This is a genomic window from Bacillus sp. N5-665 (genome assembly GCF_022637375.2).
GTDB lineage: Bacteria > Bacillota > Bacilli > Bacillales > Bacillaceae_G > Bacillus_A > Bacillus_A wiedmannii.
The window spans coordinates 343191-364870 of record NZ_CP093325.1 but is presented as its reverse complement, the minus strand read 5'-3'; the positions used below and the strand labels follow the sequence as shown (position 1 = coordinate 364870).

The 21680-nt window shown below is 37.6% G+C and carries 25 protein-coding genes; all 25 read right to left on the bottom strand.

All coding sequences use genetic code 11. From position 1 onward, the window contains the following. Positions 1-172: 172 nt before the first annotated feature. The gene (locus MNO09_RS04035) at positions 173-421 is read right to left on the bottom strand and encodes an HPr family phosphocarrier protein (protein WP_000250305.1); all 249 of its coding nucleotides are present in this window, start codon (positions 419-421) and stop codon (positions 173-175) included. Positions 422-444: 23 nt separating this feature from the next. Further along, on the bottom strand, positions 445-1395 hold the full coding sequence (whiA, locus tag MNO09_RS04030) for a DNA-binding protein WhiA (RefSeq protein ID WP_000006568.1): 951 nt from the start codon (positions 1393-1395) through the stop codon (positions 445-447). Positions 1396-1484: 89 nt separating this feature from the next. Next, complete coding sequence (gene mgfK / locus MNO09_RS04025) at positions 1485-2438, bottom strand: gluconeogenesis morphogenetic factor MgfK (RefSeq protein WP_000712179.1); 954 nt, start codon at positions 2436-2438, stop codon at positions 1485-1487. A gap of 3 nt (positions 2439-2441) precedes the next feature. Next, the gene (gene rapZ, locus MNO09_RS04020) at positions 2442-3323 is read right to left on the bottom strand and encodes an RNase adapter RapZ (RefSeq protein ID WP_000138461.1); all 882 of its coding nucleotides are present in this window, start codon (positions 3321-3323) and stop codon (positions 2442-2444) included. Between the two features lie 20 nt (positions 3324-3343). Beyond that, the gene (locus MNO09_RS04015) at positions 3344-3802 is read right to left on the bottom strand and encodes an NUDIX hydrolase (RefSeq protein WP_001190080.1); all 459 of its coding nucleotides are present in this window, start codon (positions 3800-3802) and stop codon (positions 3344-3346) included. A gap of 228 nt (positions 3803-4030) precedes the next feature. Next, on the bottom strand, positions 4031-4837 hold the full coding sequence (locus tag MNO09_RS04010) for a DUF368 domain-containing protein (protein ID WP_000455192.1): 807 nt from the start codon (positions 4835-4837) through the stop codon (positions 4031-4033). Positions 4838-4999: 162 nt separating this feature from the next. Beyond that, positions 5000-5956, bottom strand: a complete 957-nt coding sequence (gene trxB / locus MNO09_RS04005) for a thioredoxin-disulfide reductase (RefSeq protein ID WP_001288065.1) — start codon at positions 5954-5956, stop codon at positions 5000-5002. Positions 5957-6041: 85 nt separating this feature from the next. Beyond that, positions 6042-7553 carry a tetratricopeptide repeat protein gene (locus MNO09_RS04000; protein ID WP_088107473.1) on the bottom strand — a complete coding sequence of 504 codons (1512 nt, stop codon included), beginning with the start codon at positions 7551-7553 and terminating at the stop codon, positions 6042-6044. 145 nt (positions 7554-7698) lie between these two features. Further along, positions 7699-8205 carry an acyltransferase gene (locus tag MNO09_RS03995; protein WP_001255051.1) on the bottom strand — a complete coding sequence of 169 codons (507 nt, stop codon included), beginning with the start codon at positions 8203-8205 and terminating at the stop codon, positions 7699-7701. Between the two features lie 75 nt (positions 8206-8280). After that, a complete protein-coding gene (gene ppaX / locus MNO09_RS03990) occupies positions 8281-8931 on the bottom strand; it encodes a pyrophosphatase PpaX (protein WP_001222397.1) in 651 nt (216 codons plus the stop codon). 67 nt (positions 8932-8998) lie between these two features. Further along, the gene (gene lgt, locus MNO09_RS03985; RefSeq protein ID WP_000924235.1) at positions 8999-9811 is read right to left on the bottom strand and encodes a prolipoprotein diacylglyceryl transferase; all 813 of its coding nucleotides are present in this window, start codon (positions 9809-9811) and stop codon (positions 8999-9001) included. 24 nt (positions 9812-9835) lie between these two features. Then, positions 9836-10765: an HPr(Ser) kinase/phosphatase gene (gene hprK / locus MNO09_RS03980; protein WP_001127246.1), complete on the bottom strand. Its 930-nt coding sequence runs from the start codon at positions 10763-10765 to the stop codon at positions 9836-9838. Between the two features lie 156 nt (positions 10766-10921). Then, on the bottom strand, positions 10922-11302 hold the full coding sequence (locus MNO09_RS03975; RefSeq protein WP_001267307.1) for a phage holin family protein: 381 nt from the start codon (positions 11300-11302) through the stop codon (positions 10922-10924). 115 nt (positions 11303-11417) lie between these two features. Continuing rightward, a complete protein-coding gene (locus tag MNO09_RS03970) occupies positions 11418-11867 on the bottom strand; it encodes a DUF4275 family protein (protein ID WP_000397226.1) in 450 nt (149 codons plus the stop codon). 60 nt (positions 11868-11927) lie between these two features. Beyond that, positions 11928-14798 carry an excinuclease ABC subunit UvrA gene (gene uvrA, locus MNO09_RS03965; protein WP_033657707.1) on the bottom strand — a complete coding sequence of 957 codons (2871 nt, stop codon included), beginning with the start codon at positions 14796-14798 and terminating at the stop codon, positions 11928-11930. A gap of 11 nt (positions 14799-14809) precedes the next feature. After that, entirely contained in the window at positions 14810-16786 is a 1977-nt protein-coding gene (gene uvrB / locus MNO09_RS03960) for an excinuclease ABC subunit B (RefSeq protein WP_000400986.1), read from the bottom strand. A 151-nt stretch (positions 16787-16937) separates the two neighbouring features. Continuing rightward, the gene (locus MNO09_RS03955) at positions 16938-17366 is read right to left on the bottom strand and encodes a DUF4362 domain-containing protein (RefSeq protein ID WP_078183272.1); all 429 of its coding nucleotides are present in this window, start codon (positions 17364-17366) and stop codon (positions 16938-16940) included. Positions 17367-17412: 46 nt separating this feature from the next. Then, entirely contained in the window at positions 17413-18033 is a 621-nt protein-coding gene (locus MNO09_RS03950; RefSeq protein WP_000022203.1) for a hypothetical protein, read from the bottom strand. After that, positions 18030-18791, bottom strand: coding sequence for a MerR family transcriptional regulator (locus MNO09_RS03945; protein WP_000260355.1), 762 nt, complete (start codon positions 18789-18791; stop codon positions 18030-18032). Before MNO09_RS03945 ends, MNO09_RS03950 begins: the two co-directional genes overlap by 4 nt. Before the next feature lie 100 nt (positions 18792-18891). Continuing rightward, on the bottom strand, positions 18892-19119 hold the full coding sequence (locus MNO09_RS03940; protein WP_088107474.1) for a hypothetical protein: 228 nt from the start codon (positions 19117-19119) through the stop codon (positions 18892-18894). Between the two features lie 16 nt (positions 19120-19135). Continuing rightward, entirely contained in the window at positions 19136-19528 is a 393-nt protein-coding gene (locus MNO09_RS03935) for an ATPase (protein ID WP_078183270.1), read from the bottom strand. Continuing rightward, positions 19525-19746, bottom strand: a complete 222-nt coding sequence (locus tag MNO09_RS03930) for a hypothetical protein (protein WP_016118885.1) — start codon at positions 19744-19746, stop codon at positions 19525-19527. The genes MNO09_RS03935 and MNO09_RS03930 overlap by 4 nt, the downstream gene beginning before the upstream one ends. 18 nt (positions 19747-19764) lie before the next feature. Continuing rightward, positions 19765-20148 carry a hypothetical protein gene (locus tag MNO09_RS03925; protein ID WP_078183269.1) on the bottom strand — a complete coding sequence of 128 codons (384 nt, stop codon included), beginning with the start codon at positions 20146-20148 and terminating at the stop codon, positions 19765-19767. 11 nt (positions 20149-20159) lie between these two features. Beyond that, on the bottom strand, positions 20160-20357 hold the full coding sequence (locus MNO09_RS03920; protein ID WP_001975215.1) for a helix-turn-helix transcriptional regulator: 198 nt from the start codon (positions 20355-20357) through the stop codon (positions 20160-20162). Between the two features lie 234 nt (positions 20358-20591). Continuing rightward, entirely contained in the window at positions 20592-21614 is a 1023-nt protein-coding gene (locus tag MNO09_RS03915; RefSeq protein ID WP_117616467.1) for a YeiH family protein, read from the bottom strand. Positions 21615-21680 lie beyond the last annotated feature (66 nt).

Sequence of the window (21680 nt, the reverse complement as noted above, 5' to 3'; positions counted from 1 at the left end):
AATGAAGGGGCGAAACGACCGGAGATTCTAGCCGCTGGAGCTGGATACATTTAAAGCGGAAGCGCCCTATAATAGGGCGCTTTTTTATGGTCAAACCTCCGCACGTGCATACCCCCACAGACAAACACCAAACAACAAAACAAAAAAGCTATCGCACATGCGCGATAGCTTCTTATTGTATATATGCAGCTAATGCTTCTAAAGCTTCTTCTGCATCTGAACCTTCTGTTGTAATTGTTATCATGCTACCAGTTCCAATTGCTAAGCTCATAATCCCCATTATGCTCTTTGCATTCACTGTCTTTCCATCTTTCTCGATGAAGATATCCGCATGAAAGCGATTGGCCTCTTGTACAAACAACGCAGCCGGACGTGCTTGTAAACCGTTTTTTAATGAAACCTTAACTCGTTTTTGAACCACAGCTCCATTTCCCCTTTAACCTCTTATTTTTTTGCTACCGTTTCCCCCGCGCGTAATTTCTCTGCAATCTCATCGATTTTACGCAAACGATGATTAATACCCGATTTACTAATTTTCCCCCCGGATACCATCTCGCCTAACTCTTTCAATGTTACATCTTGATAATCTCTTCGTAATTGTGCAATTTCTCGCAGTTTATCTGGTAATATATCAAGACCAACCGTCTCATCAATATAACGGATATTTTCAATCTGCCTTAGCGCTGCACCAATTGTTTTATTTAAATTGGCTGTTTCGCAGTTCACTAAACGATTTACTGAATTACGCATATCGCGAACGATTCGAATGTCTTCAAATCTTAAAAGTGCATTATGAGCGCCTATAATATTTAAAAACTCCGTAATCTTTTCTGCTTCTTTCAAATACGTAATGTACCCTTTTCTTCTTTCCAACGTCTTACTATTTAAATCAAATCCGTTCATCAGTTCACATATAGCATCATTATGTTCCTTATATAACGAAAAGACCTCTAAATGATAAGATGATGTTTCTGGGTTATTTACTGAACCACCTGCTAAAAATGCACCACGTAAATACGATCGTTTACAACATTTCTTCTCAATCAATTCTTGTGATATATTTCGGATAAACGAAAAGTCGTCTCGAACAATATGAAGATCAGCTAATATTTCGCGAGACTTCTCAACAAGCCGCACAATATATACATTATTTTTCTTCAATCGCATTTTTTTACGAACAAGTAATTCTACCGTCACGTCATATCCTTTTTTCAAAAGCGTATAAATCCTTCTTGCAATTGCCGCATTCTCCGTTTGAATATCGATAGATAGACGACGGTTTGAAAAAGAAAGCGATCCGTTCATTCGAAGTAACGCTGATAATTCTGCTTTCTCACAGCATTCCTTCACCTCAAGATTCGTTAGCTCTTTCTTTGTTTCTGATGCAAATGACACAGTCAACACCTCCTTATACGATTACTTTGGAACAAAAATCTTGTCCTATATGAAATGATGAGCGTTACCTCAAACGAGGCAACGCACATCTACAACAGTGAATATAAAATAGAAGCTAGTTTTAATGTATCGTGCCTTACAACACGATCATCATACTTCGCTAATTGATCTTGAATGACATCAATATTACTCTCTGTAAAACGCTCTTCATCTACTACAACTGGTGCCGACAGTTCTTCCTCATATAACTGACGTAATTCACAAGGAATATCACGGTTATTTACAATTGCAGTATCGATAAATGGTTTACCTAAATGATCATGTAACGCCTGCACATGGTCAAACGCAGTATATCCCATCGTTTCACCAGCTTGCGTCATAACATTACACACATATACCTTCTTCGCTTTTGCAGCAAGAACAGCGTCCCCGATTTTGTTAACAACTAAATTCGGTAATATACTCGTATACAAACTTCCTGGACCAAAAACAAGTAAATCAGCTCGTTTAATCTCAGCCAACGTTTCATGTAACGGCTCTACATCTTCTGGAGTTAAAAAGACGCGGTCAATCTTCTTCCCGGAATAAGGAATCTTTGATTCACCTGTTACAATTTCTCCATCTTCTAGTTCTGCATGAAGTACCGCACTTTGGTTCGCTGCCGGTAACACACGTCCTCTGACATTTAACACTTTACTCGTTTCCGTAATCGCATGGAAGAAGTCTCCTGTAATCGAGGTCATACCCGCTAATAATAAATTTCCTAACGCATGACCTTTCAGCCCGTCTCCCGTTGTGAAACGATGCTGAAATAAAGCTTCCACCAGCGGCTCTACATCTGATAACGCAACAAGTACGTTACGAATGTCACCTGGGGGTGGAATTTCGAGCTCATCACGTAATCTACCTGAACTGCCACCATCATCAGCGATTGTAACAACTGCTGTAATATCAACTGGATATTGTTTTAATCCTCTTAATAAAACAGAGAGTCCAGTACCGCCTCCCATGATAACAATTTTAGGTTTTCTCTCTTTTTTCATCCCTTAATGGCCCTTTCTCTTCTCCACATCACGATGAGATACATGAACGCTATACTCTGGTTTCAAATGTTTCCCAAGGTATTCTGTAAGCGTAACAGAACGATGCTGTCCACCTGTACATCCAATTGCAATTACAAGTTGACTCTTGCCTTCTCTTTTATAATGAGGCAGCATGAAAGTAATAAGATCCGTCAATTTTTCTAAAAACTTATGTGTCTCATTAAATTTCAGTACATACGATGAAACTTCTTCATCTAGTCCTGTTAATGGCTTCATATGTGGAATGTAATATGGATTTGGTAAAAAACGAACATCAAATACTAAATCTGCATCAATTGGAATACCGTACTTAAATCCAAACGACATAACATTTACACGAAATGCTTGCTCAGTTTCAGTTGAAAACAGATGAACAATTTTTTCACGTAATTCTTTCGGTTTTAAATCCGATGTATCCAGCACAATATTCGCTCGTGCCTTCATATCAGTTAATAAGCCACGCTCCATCTCAATTCCCTTTAACGGCAAACCAGTTGGTGCAAGTGGATGCGAACGTCTCGTTTCTTTATAACGAGTTACAAGCGTGCCATCTTTCGCATCTAAGAATAAAATATGAGGAATAATCCATGTACGTTCTGATAAATCATCAAGTGCTCCCCATAAATGTTCGAAAAACTCTCGGCCACGTAAATCAACGCCAAGTGCCACTTTATTCATTTTCCCTTTTGAATCCGCCATAAGCTCAATAAACTTCGGCAATAACATCGGTGGTAAATTATCTACACAGAAATATCCTAAATCTTCAAAACTTTGTAAAGCTACTGTCTTACCAGCTCCAGACATTCCTGTAATAATTACCATTTTTATATCATTATTCTCTGTCATCGTATCCTCTCCTTGACGGTTTAACTCGGATCTAATCGATATGAAAGCAACTCAAAATCTGGGGTATATACAAATGTACCGTAGATTATGCCATTTCCTTTAATTAAATAATCAATAATGTGATAATCTCCTGGTGCCATTGCTAAATCATCAATTTTGTCAAATGTATGCCAACCAATGATGCCTTCTTCGCTCTCTAGTTTGTTTTCTCCTGCAAAATCTGTCGCTAAAAAGGAGAACATCATCCATTCAGAAACAACTTTATCACCTTCTTGGATGACAAAGGTGAAGACCCCTTTTAACGCTGGGTTCTTTAAATAAATACCTGTTTCTTCACGATACTCGCGAACAACGGAATCTCTTACTGTCTCACCACGCTCCATTTTCCCGCCTGGTGCAACCCACCAATTTCGACGAGGTTTTTGGAGTAAGAGTACTTCATTATCTCTAATTAACACACAGTTTGTCACTCTTTGCATGTTTCTTCACCTCAGCTACTTGCAGTAAATTTCTCACTGCATACTCATTTCATTATACTATCAAAAACAGTTTGCTACAACGAAGGAGCCAGTCCTCTTTCGCTAAGCACATGCTACTCAACAATTTTAAAAAAGCTTTCTAGAACAAGCAATGTAAATGCCTAGACTTTCAATGAATAGCATGAAAAATCCCCTTAACGATTTTTATCGCCAAGGGGATTAAAGTCCTTATTTCTTACCGAAATAAGTAACAATCGCAAATCCTAAAATAAAGGTAATAATTGAACTTATAATTGAAAATCCTCCAGTTGGAATACCCGGGAATACAATTACGATTGAGCCGATAACAAGTCCAATAATTACCGCAAATGTCATACTTTTATAACGATCTAACAAGAAACTAATTCCTTTACTACTTACAACAAACCCCGCCATAACACCGGCACCGATAACTACAATTAAAGGTAAGTTCAGTGTAGTTAAAGCATTAATTGCTGTCGGATACACACCAATAATTAATAAAATAAATGATCCGCTAATTCCAGGAAGCAACATAGCCATACTAGCCATCCAGCCCGCGAAAAATAAACCAATTGCATTTAAAATTGTTAACGTCGTAATTGGATCTGCTGCCTTATCCGGTTTAAAGAAAGCTGTGATCGCAACAAGAATTGCTGCAACTATTAATAAAACAATGTGCTTAGCTTTAAACGAAGACTTTGCATCAGCTTCTCTCATTAACATCGGTAATATACTAATAATTAAACCGAGGAAGAAAAATTGAGTCGGTTCATAATGATTTGCAAGTAAATATTTAATAACGTGACTTAACGTTAAAAACGCTGCTGCCACACCAGCTGCAAGGGGAATTAAAAAGCCTAAATGTTTTTTCCATTCGCGACTAAAGAATCCACTAATTGCCGCAAGCAATTGTTCATAAATCCCTAACACAACAGCGATTGTACCGCCGCTCACACCAGGAATTAAATCACTAACGCCCATACAAAATCCACGATATATATTACGCCATTCCATACTGAATAAATTCCTCATTTCTTATAGTGATTTTTCCGTAAAGTCCAGTATATCAATAAGAAATCTTATAATCTTAATATTTTTTGACAAAACTTTGACATTTTCATAAAAAAAGAAGAAAGCTCCTATCGGTAGCTTTCTTCTCAAAAGGCATATTATCCCTTATTTTTCTGATACTGTTTTTAGTTCTTCTAATAATTCTTCTACGTAATGTTGTGCACTTTGTGCTGCGATACTACCATCACCTGTTGCAGTTACAATTTGACGTAGCATTTTTTCACGAACATCTCCAGCTGCGAAAATACCAGGAACTTTCGTTTCCATACGCTCATTTGTTTCAAGGTAACCATTTTCATTTGTAATACCTAGTTCAACAAATGGTTTTGATAGTGGTAACATACCGATGTATATAAACACGCCATCAGTTTTGACTTCTTTCTCTTCTCCACTGTTTACGTCTACAAGTGTTACGCTTCCCACTTTACCATTTGCATCGTTAATTTCTTTTATAGTGTGATTCCAAATGAAATCAACTTTCTCGTTTTGGAAAGCACGATCTTGTAAAATTTTCTGTGCACGAAGAGTGTCACGACGGTGAACGATCGTTACCTTTGATGCGAAACGTGTTAAGAACACACCCTCTTCAACTGCAGAATCTCCGCCGCCAATAACTACAAGTTCTTTCCCTTTAAAGAATGCCCCATCACATACTGCACAATATGATACACCACGGCCGCCAAGTTCTGTTTCGCCTGGCACACCAATTTTTTTATACTCTGCACCGCTTGCAACGATAATTGCACGTGCTTTATATTCTTTTTTACCAGCAATAATTGTTTTGTATTCTTTACCATCGATAACTGCTTTCACATCACCGTATGCATATTCAGCACCAAATTTCTTCGCATGCTCGAACATTTTATTTGATAAGTCTGGTCCTAAAATAGACTCATAACCTGGGTAGTTTTCTACATCTTCTGTGTTTGCCATTTGGCCACCTGGGATACCACGCTCAAGCATTAATGTGCTTAAATTCGCACGAGATGTATATACTGCAGCTGTCATACCAGCTGGTCCTGCACCAATAATAATGACATCATAAATTTTTTCTTCTGACACACTATTCACTCCTATTCATTCCTACACAATTAAGTTACCCTCATTATACTGTTAGCATCATTTTTTTCCCAATGATTTGCTTACCCTATGTGTGCGTACGCTTAACAGCCTGCACATACTTTCGAACAGTCGCTACAGATACATTATATACATCTCCAAGCTCCGACTGTGTCATCTTATTTCCTTGTTCGCCGCGCACAATATATTCAACCGCAGCTGACCAGCCGTATACATTTGTAAAAACTGCCCCAGATGTATATAAACGTATGAACGTACAAAACCAAAATTGTAAACACTCTTCGATTAATTCATCATCTTTTTTCGTATAATTATATAAAGCATCCGCAATTTGCGCGCACTGTTCAAATTGCTGTAAATCAGCTGGAATGCTCTTATGGCTATTAAGTAAAAAGAAATACTTTGCAAGTTGCGATACGATTGGAACACCGTTTTTCGCCTGCGTTACATCAAAGAAGAATCCCACCTTCTCTGGCGTTGACAATTCATTCATTAAATATAAAGCTAGCATTTGTTCCTCTAGCGTCGCACTTTGTTGAAATGATTTTCGTAATTCTTCAAATAATACGTTTTGTCCTTCATCTGCTAAATTCAGCGCATTCCACGGTTCTTTTCCCTTTTTATCAGGGTGCAATTCTACAACATGCTGCCACATTTTTTCAGCTACTTGCTGATCTTTCACCATATAAGCAGAATATGCAAACCAATAATAAAAACTAACGTCTCCCTCATATCCTTGACGCTTTAATACTTTGAACCATTTATATGCAGGCTCAAAATGGCCAATTGTTGCAAGTGTCGTTCCAAGTTTCAAACGATGCTCGAACGAAATCGGATATACTGAAACTAACTGCTCCGCTAATGCTTCTACTTGTTTATGCTCTCCAATTGAATATAGGAAAATAAGCGTATTACAAAGCGCATGTATATTACCAGGATTTTTCTCTAAAATCATTTCCGTTAACTTCAGAGCTTTATCTACATTACCAGATTGAAAATGTGCAATGGCTAAATTATTATGCCCCGACCAAAATTCCGGATAATCTTTTGTAACAATTTCTAATGTAGCAATTGCTTCTTCCAATTGTCCGTTACGAATATAACGATTCGCTTCTTCTTGCATAACAATTAGATCATCTTCATCCTCAATCTCTTCCTCGCCCATCGCTTCTTCTTCCATAATTTCAAGTAATTCTAATGTATCTTGTACAAATTCCTTCTCTTCTGCAACTTCTAAATAGCGATCCGCATACTTTTTCGCCTGCTGAAATAGCCCCATATATGCATAATTATTTGCAATAAAATAATAGCATTGTTCAAGTTCTGGATTAGATCTAACAAGCTTAAAGAAGATTTGATTCGACTCTTGATATTCACCAGCCTCAGATAATACTGTTGCTAATTGGCATAAAATAAACGGCTCCTTCTCACTTTGTGCCGCTCTTCGAAAATATTTAATTGCATCTTGCAATTTTTGCCCTTTGTAAGCCCTCATTCCTTTTTTATAAAAGAAGTCCGCTAATTGATTAAAAGAGATAACTTGTCCGTTCTCCTTATATATTCCTTGATTTTTCCCCATATATCCTCCAGTTTTTTGTTTTCTTCGTTCACACATTCTTCTATCTATAAGTATAAACGATTCCGTAAAAAACAAAACAGTATATTATACTCAATTATTTCCTTTTAATTCATTAAAAAAGAAGAGAAATGTTACATTTTTAGTATCAACCTTCTCTAGCATCCATTTCTTCTTTCGTATAAATAACACGCATTGGATTTCCACCCACGAAAGCACCACTTGGGACATCTCTATGAACAAGTGTGCCAGCTGAAACAATCGCGCCATCCCCAATTGTCACACCTGGTAATATAGTCGTATTTGCTCCAATCATCACTTCATTTCCTATGACGATCTCTCCAAGTCGATATTCGCGAATTAAATATTCATGTGCTAAAAGCGTTGTATTATAGCCGATAATCGAATTCTCTCCCACAGTTATTTTTTCTGGGAACATAATGTCTGGCATTACCATAAGCGCAAATGATGTTTTCTTTCCGACTTTCATCCGTAAAAATGTACGGTACAACCAATTCTTGACGGATAAAAATGGTGTATAACGCGCAATTTGGATAATAATAAAGTTTTTCATTACCTTCCAAAAAGAAACTGTTTTATACACATTCCATAATGAATTTTCTCCCGAAATAGGATAGCGCGTTGTCCGTCGCACTTAACTCGCTCCTCTACTAAAAAGTGAAACTGTAACTTAGTAGGGAAATACAACCCTACTAACTTACTCGGACCTTTATAAACGGTTCATATCAGACAAAATCGGTAGCAAATCACTCATTTTATCTAGCATAAAGTCCGGCTTGTAAGCCTCTAAATACGCTCTACCTTTCAACGTCCATGAGACAGCAGCTGTTTTCGTACCCGCATTTTGTCCACCAACAATATCATGATGGTTATCCCCAACCATCAATGCTTCTTCCGGTTTCGCATCTAATAACTCAAGCGCTTTTTGAAGTGGTTCTGGATGTGGTTTCACATGCTCTACATCATCAATTGTCACGACAACATCAAAAAATTCATCAAGCTTTGATAACCTTAATCCCATCTCAACTGTTTGTCTCGCTTTCGTTGTAACAATACCAACTTTATAGCCTTGCTTCTTCAACTCTTGAACTGTTTCATATACAGTTTCATATTCTTCCACTAATTCATCGTGATGATCATGGTTAAATTGACGATAACATGTAATCATCTCTTCAACCTTGTTGTCATCAATCTTGCTGAAAGTATCATGTAAAGAAGGGCCGATAAATGGCAATACATCTTCACGCTTATATTGATTTGGATAATATGTATGTAACGTATGTAAAAAAGAAGAAATAATAAGTTCGTTTGTATTAATTAAAGTTCCATCTAAATCAAATAACACTGTATTTATTCTCATTGCCTTAGTCCCTTCTCTTTCCTGAATATGAAAGAAGCAGCACCTTATAATAAGATGCTACTTTTCTCTAATTTTCCGAATATCTTTTATCAGCTTGCCCCATTTTTCGTCTCACAATAATGAAAATAATAGAAATAACAACAAGTCCAATTGACATTACTTGTGCGATACGAAGTGGTCCTAACATTAAACTATCTGTACGTAAGCCTTCTACGAAGAAGCGCCCTATTGAATACCAAATTAAATATGTGAAGAATAATTCCCCGCGTCGTAAATTCACTTTTCGTAATGAAAGTAATAAAATGACACCTGCAAAATTCCATAATGATTCATATAAAAACGTTGGGTGATAGTACACACCCTCAATATACATTTGATTAATAATAAAATCCGGTAAATGAAGTCCTTCTAAAAACTGTCTCGTTACTTCATCACCATGCGCCTCTTGGTTCATAAAGTTTCCCCATCGACCAATTGCTTGTCCTAGTAAAATACTTGGCGCAGCAATATCAGCCAACTTCCAGAATGAAACCCCGCGTCGTTTCGCAAAAAGAATCCCTGTAATAACAGCCCCGATTAAACCACCATGAATCGCCAAGCCACCTTGACGAATATTAATAATTTGACTCGGGTTTTGCGCGTAATATTCCCATTCAAAAATAACATAGTACATTCTCGCAAATAGAATAGCGATCGGTACTGCAATTAATACAAGGTCAACAAATGTATCTTTTGGAATACCTAGTCTTTCTCCCTCGCGAGTTGCTAGCCAAAGACCTAATAGCACACCTGTACCGATAATAATCCCGTACCAATAAACAGGAAACGGCCCAAGTTGGATCGCTACACGGTCAAGCTGTGGTACAGAACCTAACAGCATATGTATGACCTCCCTCTCCAAAGTTTACTCCTGATTTCCTAACTCAATCGCACTCATTAATCGTTCAGAGAACTGTTGTGCTGCATTGACTCCCATACGTTTTAAACGGAAGTTCATCGCTGCTACTTCAATAATAACAGCCAAGTTTCGACCAGGACGAACTGGAAGTGTAATCTTCGTAAGCTCTGTATCAATAATCTTCATCTTCTCTTCATCAAGACCTAAGCGATCGTAATTTTTCTTTTGATCCCAAATTTCAAGATTAATAACAAGCGTAATACGCTTATAATTTCGCACTGCCCCTGCACCGAATAACGTCATAACGTTAATGATGCCTAGACCACGAATTTCTAATAAATGCTCAATTAAATCTGGCGAGCTTCCGACTAACATGTCTTCATCTTCTTGGCGAATTTCTACACTATCATCCGCAACAAGACGGTGACCACGTTTTACAAGCTCAAGAGCTGTCTCACTTTTACCGACACCACTTTGACCTGTAATTAAAACACCAACACCGTAAATATCTACTAACACACCATGTACAGCTGTTGTTGGTGCTAACTTACCTTCTAAATAATTAGTTAAACGACTTGATAATCTTGTTGTCGTTTGAGAAGAACGTAATAAAGGCATACCTGATTCACGCGATGCGTGCAGTAACTCATCTGGTACATCTTGATTACGAGTTATAATAATACATGGCGTCTCCTCAGTACAAAGCGCTTTCATTCTCTCTTGCTTTTGCTCTGACGTTAATGTGTCAAAGAACGTAAGCTCCGTCTTTCCAAGAAGCTGCACGCGATCAGCTGGATAATATGTGAAAAATCCTGCCATTTCAATTCCAGGTCGTGATAAATCACTTGTATCAATCGGACGATGAATTCCTTCTTCACCACTTATTAACTCCAATTGAAATTGTTCAATTAAATCTTTTGTCCTTACTTTCGGCATATGTATAAACCTCCACTCCGCTGCGGGTTCAGTCTCATTTGATGTAAAATTCCATTCTACCGGATATTGTACCATTTTTTTCTGGAAACAAGAAATACGGTTTCTAATAAATAGAAAAAAACATTTCATATACATCATGAAATGTTTTTCTTTTTGTCATTTTCTCTTTTTTTCATATAGTGGCTCCACAATTGCCTTTTCAATAATCATATTAAAAATTGAAATACAAATTGCCGCAACGATTGCTACACCAAAACCTGATATATTAAACGCATCTCCTAATAATGAATCTGCTATTTTTAACGTAATCGCATTAATAACAATTAAGAAGAACCCGAAAGTTACAAGAGTAATCGGTAGCGTAATTAAAATTAAAAACGGTTTTACGAACACATTTAAAACAGCTAAGATAATACTCGCAATAATTGCAGTCTGTATATTTGCTACGTAAAACGCGTCTGGTGCAATCCCTTTTAAAAGTCCCGATACAGCGATTAACACAACGCTATTTACAAGAAGTGATACAATCCATCTCATTTCGTTACACATCCTTTTAAACATATATATTTCATCATACGCTAATAGATAAGAAACGCAAGTATCATACAAACACTTATATCAACTTATTCTACTCTTCATGCTTGTATACCTACTAACATTTCTTTGTAAAATAGGGACCACACCATCTATGTTCATGCGTTTTTACAAAAGTCCAAGTGAACTCTTTATCTACAATATAGATATCGCCTTTATACATATCGTCCCTCTCACACAATATATCCTCCGTATGTAATAAACTCGTATCTTTTATTAGCAGTACATCATCACAATGTTGATAGAATATATAGCAATCCTTTTTCACTACATTATGAAACGCGTTCTCCGCTTCTTCACCCTCTAAACACTTCTTTTTCTCATAACTAAATATGTGCCAAAGATACCCACATGCATACTTATCTCCATACAGGAAAATATCTTCTTTTTCCTCATCACTTAAATGGTTTGCAAAATGTTCCTCCCAGCGCTTGCGAAAATATACACCCCAATTTTGAAACTCTCTTACCTTCATATTTTTCTTTCTTAAAACATCTGTAAACTCCATCTTCTCCCCCTATGAACGAAAAACCGAGTGTCATTTCCACTCGGTTTTTTAGTAATACCCTTATTGTGATAGCTCTACTTCTTTTATTTTCTCTTTCATTCTCGCTTTATCACGAACTAAAATATCTTTTAAATACTTACCTGTATACGAGCGTTCTTCTTTTACTACTTGCTCTGGCGTTCCTGAAGCAACGATTTGTCCACCCTTGTCTCCGCCCTCTGGTCCAAGGTCAACGATATAATCAGCTGTTTTAATTACATCTAAATTATGTTCAATAACAAGAACTGTCTCGCCACTTTCAACAAGGCGTTGCAGCACTTCTAGAAGACGCGCGATATCATGGGCATGCAAACCAGTAGTTGGCTCATCTAAAATATATAACGTACGCCCAGTAGAACGACGGTGTAATTCAGAAGCTAATTTCACGCGCTGTGCTTCTCCTCCAGATAACGTAGTAGCTGGCTGCCCTAATTTCATATAACCAAGCCCTACATCTACAAGCGTTTGAAGCTTACGCTTAATTTTTGGGATATTAGCGAAGAACTCTACTCCATCTTCAATCGTCATCCCTAACACTTCAGAAATGTTCTTATCTTTATACTTCACTTCTAACGTTTCGCGGTTATAACGTTTACCATGACAAACCTCACATGGAACGTATACGTCTGGTAAGAAGTGCATTTCGATTTTAATAATTCCATCACCACGGCACGCTTCACAACGTCCACCTTTTACATTAAAGCTGAAACGTCCTTTTTGATATCCACGCACTTTCGCTTCATTCGTTTGTGCAAACACATCACGAATATCATCGAATACACCTGTATACGTCGCTGGATTAGAACGTGGTGTACGCCCGATTGGCGATTGATCAATATCGATTACTTTATCTAAATGCTCAAGACCTTTAATTTCTTTATGAGTACCTGGCTTCGCTTTCGCTTTATATAACTTTTGCGCTAATGATTTATATAGTACTTCATTAATCATCGTACTTTTACCGGAACCAGATACACCGGTTATCGCTACAAACGTACCAAGCGGGAATGACATCTTTGCATTCTTTAAGTTATTCTCTTTTGCACCGATAATTTCCACTTTACGTCCGTCACCTTTACGTCTTTCAAGTGGAACCGGAATAAACTCTTTACCGCTTAAATACTTACCTGTTAGCGAATTTTCATCTCGCATCACTTCAGCTGGCGTCCCCGCTGATACAACTTGACCACCGTGAATACCTGCACCAGGTCCGATATCAAGTAAATAATCAGCAGCCATCATCGTATCTTCATCATGCTCAACGACAATTAACGTATTTCCTAAATCACGCATTTCTTGCAACGTACGAATAAGACGATCGTTATCGCGCTGATGTAAACCGATAGAAGGCTCATCAAGAATGTAAAGTACGCCAGTCAGACGAGAACCGATTTGCGTCGCTAAACGAATACGCTGCGCCTCACCACCTGATAAAGTTCCTGCGGCACGACTTAACGTTAAATAATCTAAACCGACGTTCACTAAGAACCCAACGCGTTCTTGGATTTCTCTTAAAATTAAATGAGCAATTTTTTGTTGTTTCTCCGTTAGCTCCACATTCGAGAAGAATTCCTGTACTTCTTGAACAGAATACTTCGTTACATCAGCAATCGTTTTATCACCAACGAAAACAGCTAAACTCTCAGGCTTTAAGCGTCCACCTTTACACTTCGGACAAGCTTGCTCTGCCATATACTTTTCCATTTGCTCACGAACATAATCAGAACTCGTTTCACGATAACGACGTTCGATATTTGGAATAACACCTTCAAATAAAATCTCATTTTCCTTTACTTGACCAAATTCATTTACATAGCGGAAATAAACTTTCTCTTCACCGCTTCCGTACAACACTTTATCAAATAAATCTTTCGGTATATCTTTCACAGGCATATCCATATCAACGCCGTAATGATTACATACAGATTGTAAAAGCTGTGGGTAATATTGTGAGCTTGTCGGTTCCCAAGGCGCAATCGCATGTTCATTTAATGATAAATCCCAATTCGGAATGACAAGTTCTAAATCCACCTCTAACTTTGAACCAAGTCCATCACAAGAAGGACACGCCCCGAATGGACTATTGAATGAGAACATGCGCGGCTCTAATTCTCCGATTGAAAAACCACAATGCGGACAAGCATGATGTTCACTAAATAGAAGTTCCTCTTCTCCCATTACATCAATTAACACTCGGCCCCCGCCAAGCTTTAATGCACTTTCAAGTGAATCCGCAAGACGGCTTGCAATCCCTTCTTTTACAACAATACGGTCAATTACAACTTCAATGGAATGCTTCTTATTTTTATCTAACTCAATATCTTCAGATACATCAAGCATTTCACCATCAACACGTACACGAACATATCCTTGCTTCTTAATGTCTTCAAGCACTTTCACATGTGCACCTTTACGCCCAGAAACGATAGGAGCTAACACTTGTAATTTCGTACGTTCAGGATATTCAAGTACACGGTCTACCATCTGCTCTACTGTTTGTGATGTAATTTCAATACCATGATTCGGACAAATTGGCGTACCAATTCGCGCAAATAATAAACGTAAATAATCATAAATCTCCGTGACCGTTCCAACTGTTGAACGTGGATTACGACTTGTCGTTTTTTGATCGATTGAAATCGCTGGAGATAAGCCTTCAATCGTATCCACGTCAGGTTTATCCATTTGTCCTAAAAACTGGCGCGCATACGCAGATAACGATTCTACATATCTGCGTTGCCCTTCTGCATAAATCGTATCAAACGCTAATGATGATTTCCCTGAACCAGACAATCCCGTCACAACAACAAGCTGATTTCTCGGAATGGTTACATCAATATTTTTTAAGTTATGTGCTCTAGCACCTTTTACGACAATAAAATCCTTGCTTATGCTCACTCTGTTCACCCTTCCGCTTTTAATTCTAATAGTAAATCTCTTAATTCAGCTGCACGCTCGAAATCTAACGCTTTTGCTGCTTCTTTCATCTCTGCTTCCATCTTCGCAATTGTCTTTTCACGCTCTTTTTTCGTCATCTTCTTAGCTGGTGCCGCTTCATACATTTCCGGTTCTTCAGCAGCTGTCGTTGCACGGATAACATCACGCACGCCTTTTTGAATCGTTTTCGGCGTAATACCATGCTCTTTATTGTAAGCTTCTTGTATAGTACGACGGCGCTGCGTTTCTTCAATCGCAATTCCCATTGACCTTGTTATACGATCTGCGTACATAATAACGCGGCCGTTTTCATTACGTGCAGCACGACCGATTGTTTGAATTAATGAACGCTCTGAACGCAAGAATCCTTCCTTATCAGCATCTAAAATAGCTACAAGTGATACTTCTGGAATATCTAATCCTTCTCGTAATAAGTTGATACCGACCAGTACATCAAACTTACCAAGGCGAAGGTCACGGATAATTTCAATACGTTCTAACGTTTTAATTTCAGAGTGGAGATAATTCACTTTAATTCCTACATCTTTTAAGTAGTCTGTTAAATCCTCTGACATTTTCTTCGTTAAAGTCGTAATTAATACACGTTCATTTTTGGCAATGCGATCTTGAATTTCTCCTAATAAATCATCAATTTGCCCTTCAATTGGTCGTATATCAATTGGTGGATCTAAAAGCCCTGTTGGACGAATAATTTGTTCTATTACTTCCGGTGCCTGCTCTAACTCGTACGGTCCTGGCGTTGCCGAAACGTAAATAACTTGATTCGTTTTTCCTTCAAACTCATCAAACGTAAGCGGTCTATTATCTAAAGCTGATGGCAAACGGAACCCATGATCCACAAGTACTTGCTTACGTGCTTGGTCCCCGTTATACATCGCTCTTACTTGTGGTACTGATACGTGTGACTCATCCATAACAATTAAGAAATCTTCCGGGAAATAGTCTATTAACGTATATGGCGTTGCACCCGCCGGACGAAGTGTTAAATGACGGGAATAATTTTCAATCCCTGAACAAAAGCCCATCTCACGCATCATTTCTAAATCATAACGTGTACGTTGCTCTATACGCTGCGCTTCTAACAACTTGCCATTATCATTTAATTCCTTTAAACGCTCTTCTAATTCTTTTTCGATATTTTCAATAGCGACCTTCATTTTTTCCTCACGTGTAACGAAGTGAGATGCTGGGAAGATTGCTACATGATCACGTTCTGCTAATACTTCACCTGTTAACGCATTTACTTCGCGAATACGATCGATTTCATCGCCGAAAAATTCAATTCGAATACAATGCTCATCAAGTGATGCTGGGAAGATTTCAACTACATCTCCGCGCACACGGAATGTACCGCGCTTGAAATCAATGTCATTACGTCCATACTGTACATCAACAAGTTCACGAAGCAATTGATTGCGGTCCTTTTCCATACCAACTCTAAGTGAAACAACTAACTCGCGGTATTCTTCTGGAGAACCTAAACCATATATACACGAAACACTCGCAACAATAATCACATCATCCCGTTCAAATAGTGCAGATGTTGCTGAGTGACGCAATTTATCGATTTCATCATTAATCTGCGCATCTTTTTCAATAAACGTATCTGTTTGCGGCACATACGCTTCTGGCTGATAATAATCGTAATAACTAACAAAATATTCAACTGCATTATTCGGAAAAAAATCTTTCAGCTCACTATATAACTGTCCTGCTAACGTTTTATTATGAGCCATGACAAGTGTTGGCTTCTGCACCTCTTTAATGACATTTGAAATCGTAAATGTCTTACCCGTTCCTGTCGCTCCAAGCAACACTTGCTTTTTCTTTCCACTCTTAATTCCCTCTACAAGCTTCTCTATAGCTACCGGCTGATCACCTTGCGGGGAATACGCTGAGATAATTTCAAATTGATGTTCCAAACAAAACCGACCTCCTCGTAAAAAATCTGTATTCCCATTTTACCACGAATGCTCATAAAAAAACCAAGGAAACGAACAGATATTCGGTAAAAATTTCGACAATATATACATAGAAAAAGGAAGGAGCCAAAACTTCCTTCCTCTACTAACTCTATTTTTTAGGTACATATAATAAATCATATCCATTGCGCCCATTTTCATTCACACAGTCTATTAACCTATAAGCCGTTTGTAATTCACGCTGCTCTTTAACAATCCTTTTACAGCTATCTTCATCTATATCTGTATGATTACCAGCAAACCGATCTTGCCTATTATCTAATATATGAATTATATCTGTCCCACTATACTCTAACGTTTGAAAAACCGGATCACCTTCATGTGTATAATGTACAATTCTTATTTTATCAACTTCCCCTTGTTCCACATTCAAAACGAACTTTTCAAATTTATCTAGATTAGAAATTTCTGTTCCCTTTACAACAACATCATTCTTCTTATCAATTGTAATGTTAGGTTGTGAGCATGCTACTAAACTAAAGAGAGATAAGCATATAAAACCTGTTTTTCCTATTGTTATCCTCTCCTATACAAACTATTGGTATACTAGAAAAAGCTACTTTCCTCTACGAAAATAGCTTCTCTTTTCCTTTCTCTTTCTTCGGAAAGATCACATATGAAAATGAAATAACTGTATCCACTAAAAGTATAATCGCCCAAACTTGACTAACGCGACTAGCTGGTTCATTTAAAACAATCCCCGTCTCTAACCAATTATGCCATTGTTCAAACGGGACAAAACCGTACAGAAAGAAAAAGAAAATATGCACAACAACGAATAAAACAAGATGCAATACCCAATTTTTTATTTCCTGCTTCGCATAGGCCATACCTGTTAATTCTACCTGTTCTTCGATAATAGGCGCTGGTTCATTCCGCCATTTCGCAACTAGCTTTTGCGCAAATATATCAAGCTTCTTCAAATCCTTTTTCCCGTAGAAAACTGCATACAATAAAATAATTACAGTAATGATTTGAAAATTAGAGAACTTCCCTGTTTGATAATAGTCCACTACCCCTAAAGTTAAAATAAACACTTCATTTACGAGGAGTACAATCCCCATAATAAAACTCGCCTTTTTCAAACGGAATCCGTAACGAAGTAAAAAGAAACCGATAGCCGATAACCAAAATACAATCTCTGCCCCAATTAAAAAGTACCAACGATATTCTGCGATTATACTCATTTATCCCTCTCCTTTTCATCATATATACGAAAAGCTTCATCCATATATAATAAAAATTCTTCTTCAATTGGATACATGCTCATTTTCTGTGAATCTTCCTTCGATTTTCTAACTTCCCATAACTTATCTAAAAACACTTCGTCACCATTGGCCATTTCTAAACACTTCTGCATTAACCTCTTCGTTGCCCCTTGTACCTCATCACTCGCGGCTTCTTTGCCGTCTTTCATAAAAGTACGTAATTGCTTTAATAAATCTACCCATTCTAAAACATTCGGATCTTCTTCACTCATATTTGGCAAGTTATGAAGCAATTTTTGTTCTTCCTTTGAAAATACTTCATTTTGAAATATTTCACGTATACGAGACGACTGTTTCGAAAGCTGAATCAGTTCAAACATAACTTTCCAATCAAGTTCTCCCTCCACATCTACCGAATAAACAACAGCTTGTAAAACACGCTCCATTCGATTAAATTTCTTTTGTTCTTCCTGTACAAACCGAAGTTGTTTCTCAAGAGAACCCTTTAAGTTAAGCTCACCTTTTACTAACATATTCGCAGCCTCTTTCAATGAAAAGCCCATTTCCTTTAAAAATAAAATTTGCTGCAGCCGTATTACGTCAGCTTCACTATATAAACGATGTCCACCTTCAGTCTTCCCGCTCGGCTTTAATAACTCTATTTGATCATAATAACGTAATGTACGTACTGTTATCCCTGTCTCTTTCGTCAATTGTTGTATTGAAATCACTACCATCACCTCTTCCCCTTCATTATAAAAGATGACGTTACGTAACTTTCAAGACTTTTGTAAAAAAAATACAAAAAGCTATTTATACTCTTTGTATAAACAGCTTTTACGGAAATAATCCTTTTTGTACAGCACGCCCACAAAATAAAATAAGTGCTCCAACAACAACACTCGTTGCTGTTTTATGATAATAAGCTGAAACTAATAAATAATATGATAAACCGACAGTACCAAGCATAATACAAATACTTGGCACTGGATTACGAGAGAAGTTCTGCATTCCCCAAAACAAAGCAAAAATAGCCGTAGCGACACATAATACCGGTAATCCCATCCCAGTTCCCCTTTTTCTATCTATTCCTTGTTGCTAACACACTCGTCGATGCCATACTTATTAATAAACCGAAAATAGCAATATATAATAACTCATTTACATGTACTGCTTGCCTATCTAAATACTTATTTACACAAAGATACATAATGAACAGGAAAATGAAGCTTGTAATACAAATCGTAAAATACGACTTCATCTTATTCACAACTCGCTCATCAATCGACGGTACTCCCTCTTCTTTCAAACGCTTCTGTTCTCTATATTCCGCAATACTATATAAAATGACTAGTGCTACATTCGATATGAAGATTGTTCCCCACGAAATACTTAAAATCATTAAACTCACATTTAAAATAAGACCTGCTAAAAATAAACTGCCTATGAACCGTATAATATCTTGTTTACTCATACATGATCAGCCTCTTTTTGATTTCTATATTTCCACTTCGGCCAATAGTTTACGAGAAAATACACCCACTGCCCTAGTACAAATAAAACAAACGGCATACCAGCATTTCCATCAACAATTAAATTATATAAACTCCATATCGCTAAACTAATCGTAAAAAATAACCCTACATATTTAAACGCTTTATCTGACTGAAATCTCTCAAACTCATCTTGCATTTTTCATTCCTCCTATCGCTATGCTCGTTTCCCTATCATGACTCCTATGATGAGACTACCCGCAAATAAGGAACTACATATCATAAATATTTCTTGCACTGGTATAACCGCTCTGCCTATTGCTTTACTCGCAACAATATAAACAATAAGCAGTAAAAACGCGAATACAAATGAGACATTTACATATTTTTTTATATTTTCATTTACTCGCTCATCTATATCTGTAAGTTCTTCTTTTTTGTACTTGCGCTTTTTGTAATACACACACACTATCAAAAATACAATTGCTAAAACGTTACTCACTACGAGCGGTAATTGGTCTGGATTCATAATATGAACTACAATGTCTCCCAAAAACAATCCAAAAGTCGCACCGATAAATAACTTTTTAGTATCGTTCATTTTTTCTCCCCTTACTCTAGCGTAAATATTTCCTCCACCCTCACCCCAAAATATTTGGCGATTTTTAGGGATAACTCTAGACTCGGGTTATAATGATGGTTTTCAATCGCCACTATCGTCTGCCGCGTCACCTGCATCGCCTTTGCCATTTCAACTTGCGTTATATGATGTTGCTTTCTTAACTCTTTTATTTTATTTTTCACACCCATAGGCTCCACCTTCGAAAGTAAAGATATCTTTACTTTAATTATAAATATTTTCCAGTTATAAGTAAAGATATCTTTACAAATTTTAGAAAAACGTTTCACTGATCACCTTCTCTAACAAAGTACAAGCGCAATTAAATTTATATCAGCTATTTTTTTAATATATCGACACCCGTAGCACTATAAACATAAAAAAAGCTGTCCAAAAATATCTTTTGGAACAGCTTCTTCGTCCTACTACATAAATCCTAATGCATATACAAGAACGTATCCAAGAATAGAAAGGAAAACCGAGCCGATCAGCCCCGCCACGAATGCTTTACTTCCTAACTTACGGAACGTTTTAAACTCTACATTTAAACCAAGCCCCGCCATCGCCATTGCAATAAGCATGTAAGCAAGAACAACAATATATCCAGCAACAACTTCTGGTATAACCCCGAGCGAATGCACTGCACTCATCGCTAAAAATCCGAATATGAACCACGGAATTGGAAGGTCGCGCCACGATTTTTTTTCCTCGCTTCCTTCACTCTTACCAAACCATAGTCCAATTAAAATCGCTACTGGCACAAGCATTGCAACGCGCGTTAATTTCACGATAACTGCGATGTCTACAGCCGTACTTCCTCCTGGTGCCGCAGCTGCGATGACATGGGCGATCTCATGCAGCGTCGCACCTGAGAATACACCGTAACCGTACGGTGAGAAGCCAAGCACTGGGTATAATAACGTATAAATAAGTGTAAATATTGTACCTAAAATCGCAATAATTGCTGCCCCAACTGCCGTTTCTTCATCCTTCGCCTTCACTTGCGGTGCAATTGCCACGACCGCAGCCGCGCCGCAAATTGCTGTTCCGCACGCTGTTAAAATTCCAAGTTTCTTCTCTACTTTAAATACTTTCGTTAATCCATATACAACGAAAATCGTGAATGTAATAACAACCGCAGCGATGACCAATACTTTCGGCCCTGCCTTTGCAATATCAACAAGATTTAACCGCATTCCGAGTAAGATGATCCCAAAGCGCAGCAACTTCTTACTCGCAAAGTTCGTCCCTGCAATCGCATCTTGCGGAATTCCAATTGCCGCACGCCAAACCATCCCAATTAGAATAGCAATTACTAATTGTCCCATAATATTTAAAAACGGAAGCTCTGCTAAATATTTCGCAGCAATTGCGATTAATAGTGTAATCCCAATTCCTTGCGAAAATCCAAAGCCCTTCTTCTTTTGTATAACAAGTGTTTGTTCCACTTTGAACCACTCCAATAATCGTATTGGAACATGCATGTTCTTTCTACTTACATTATAAGAGAGTTT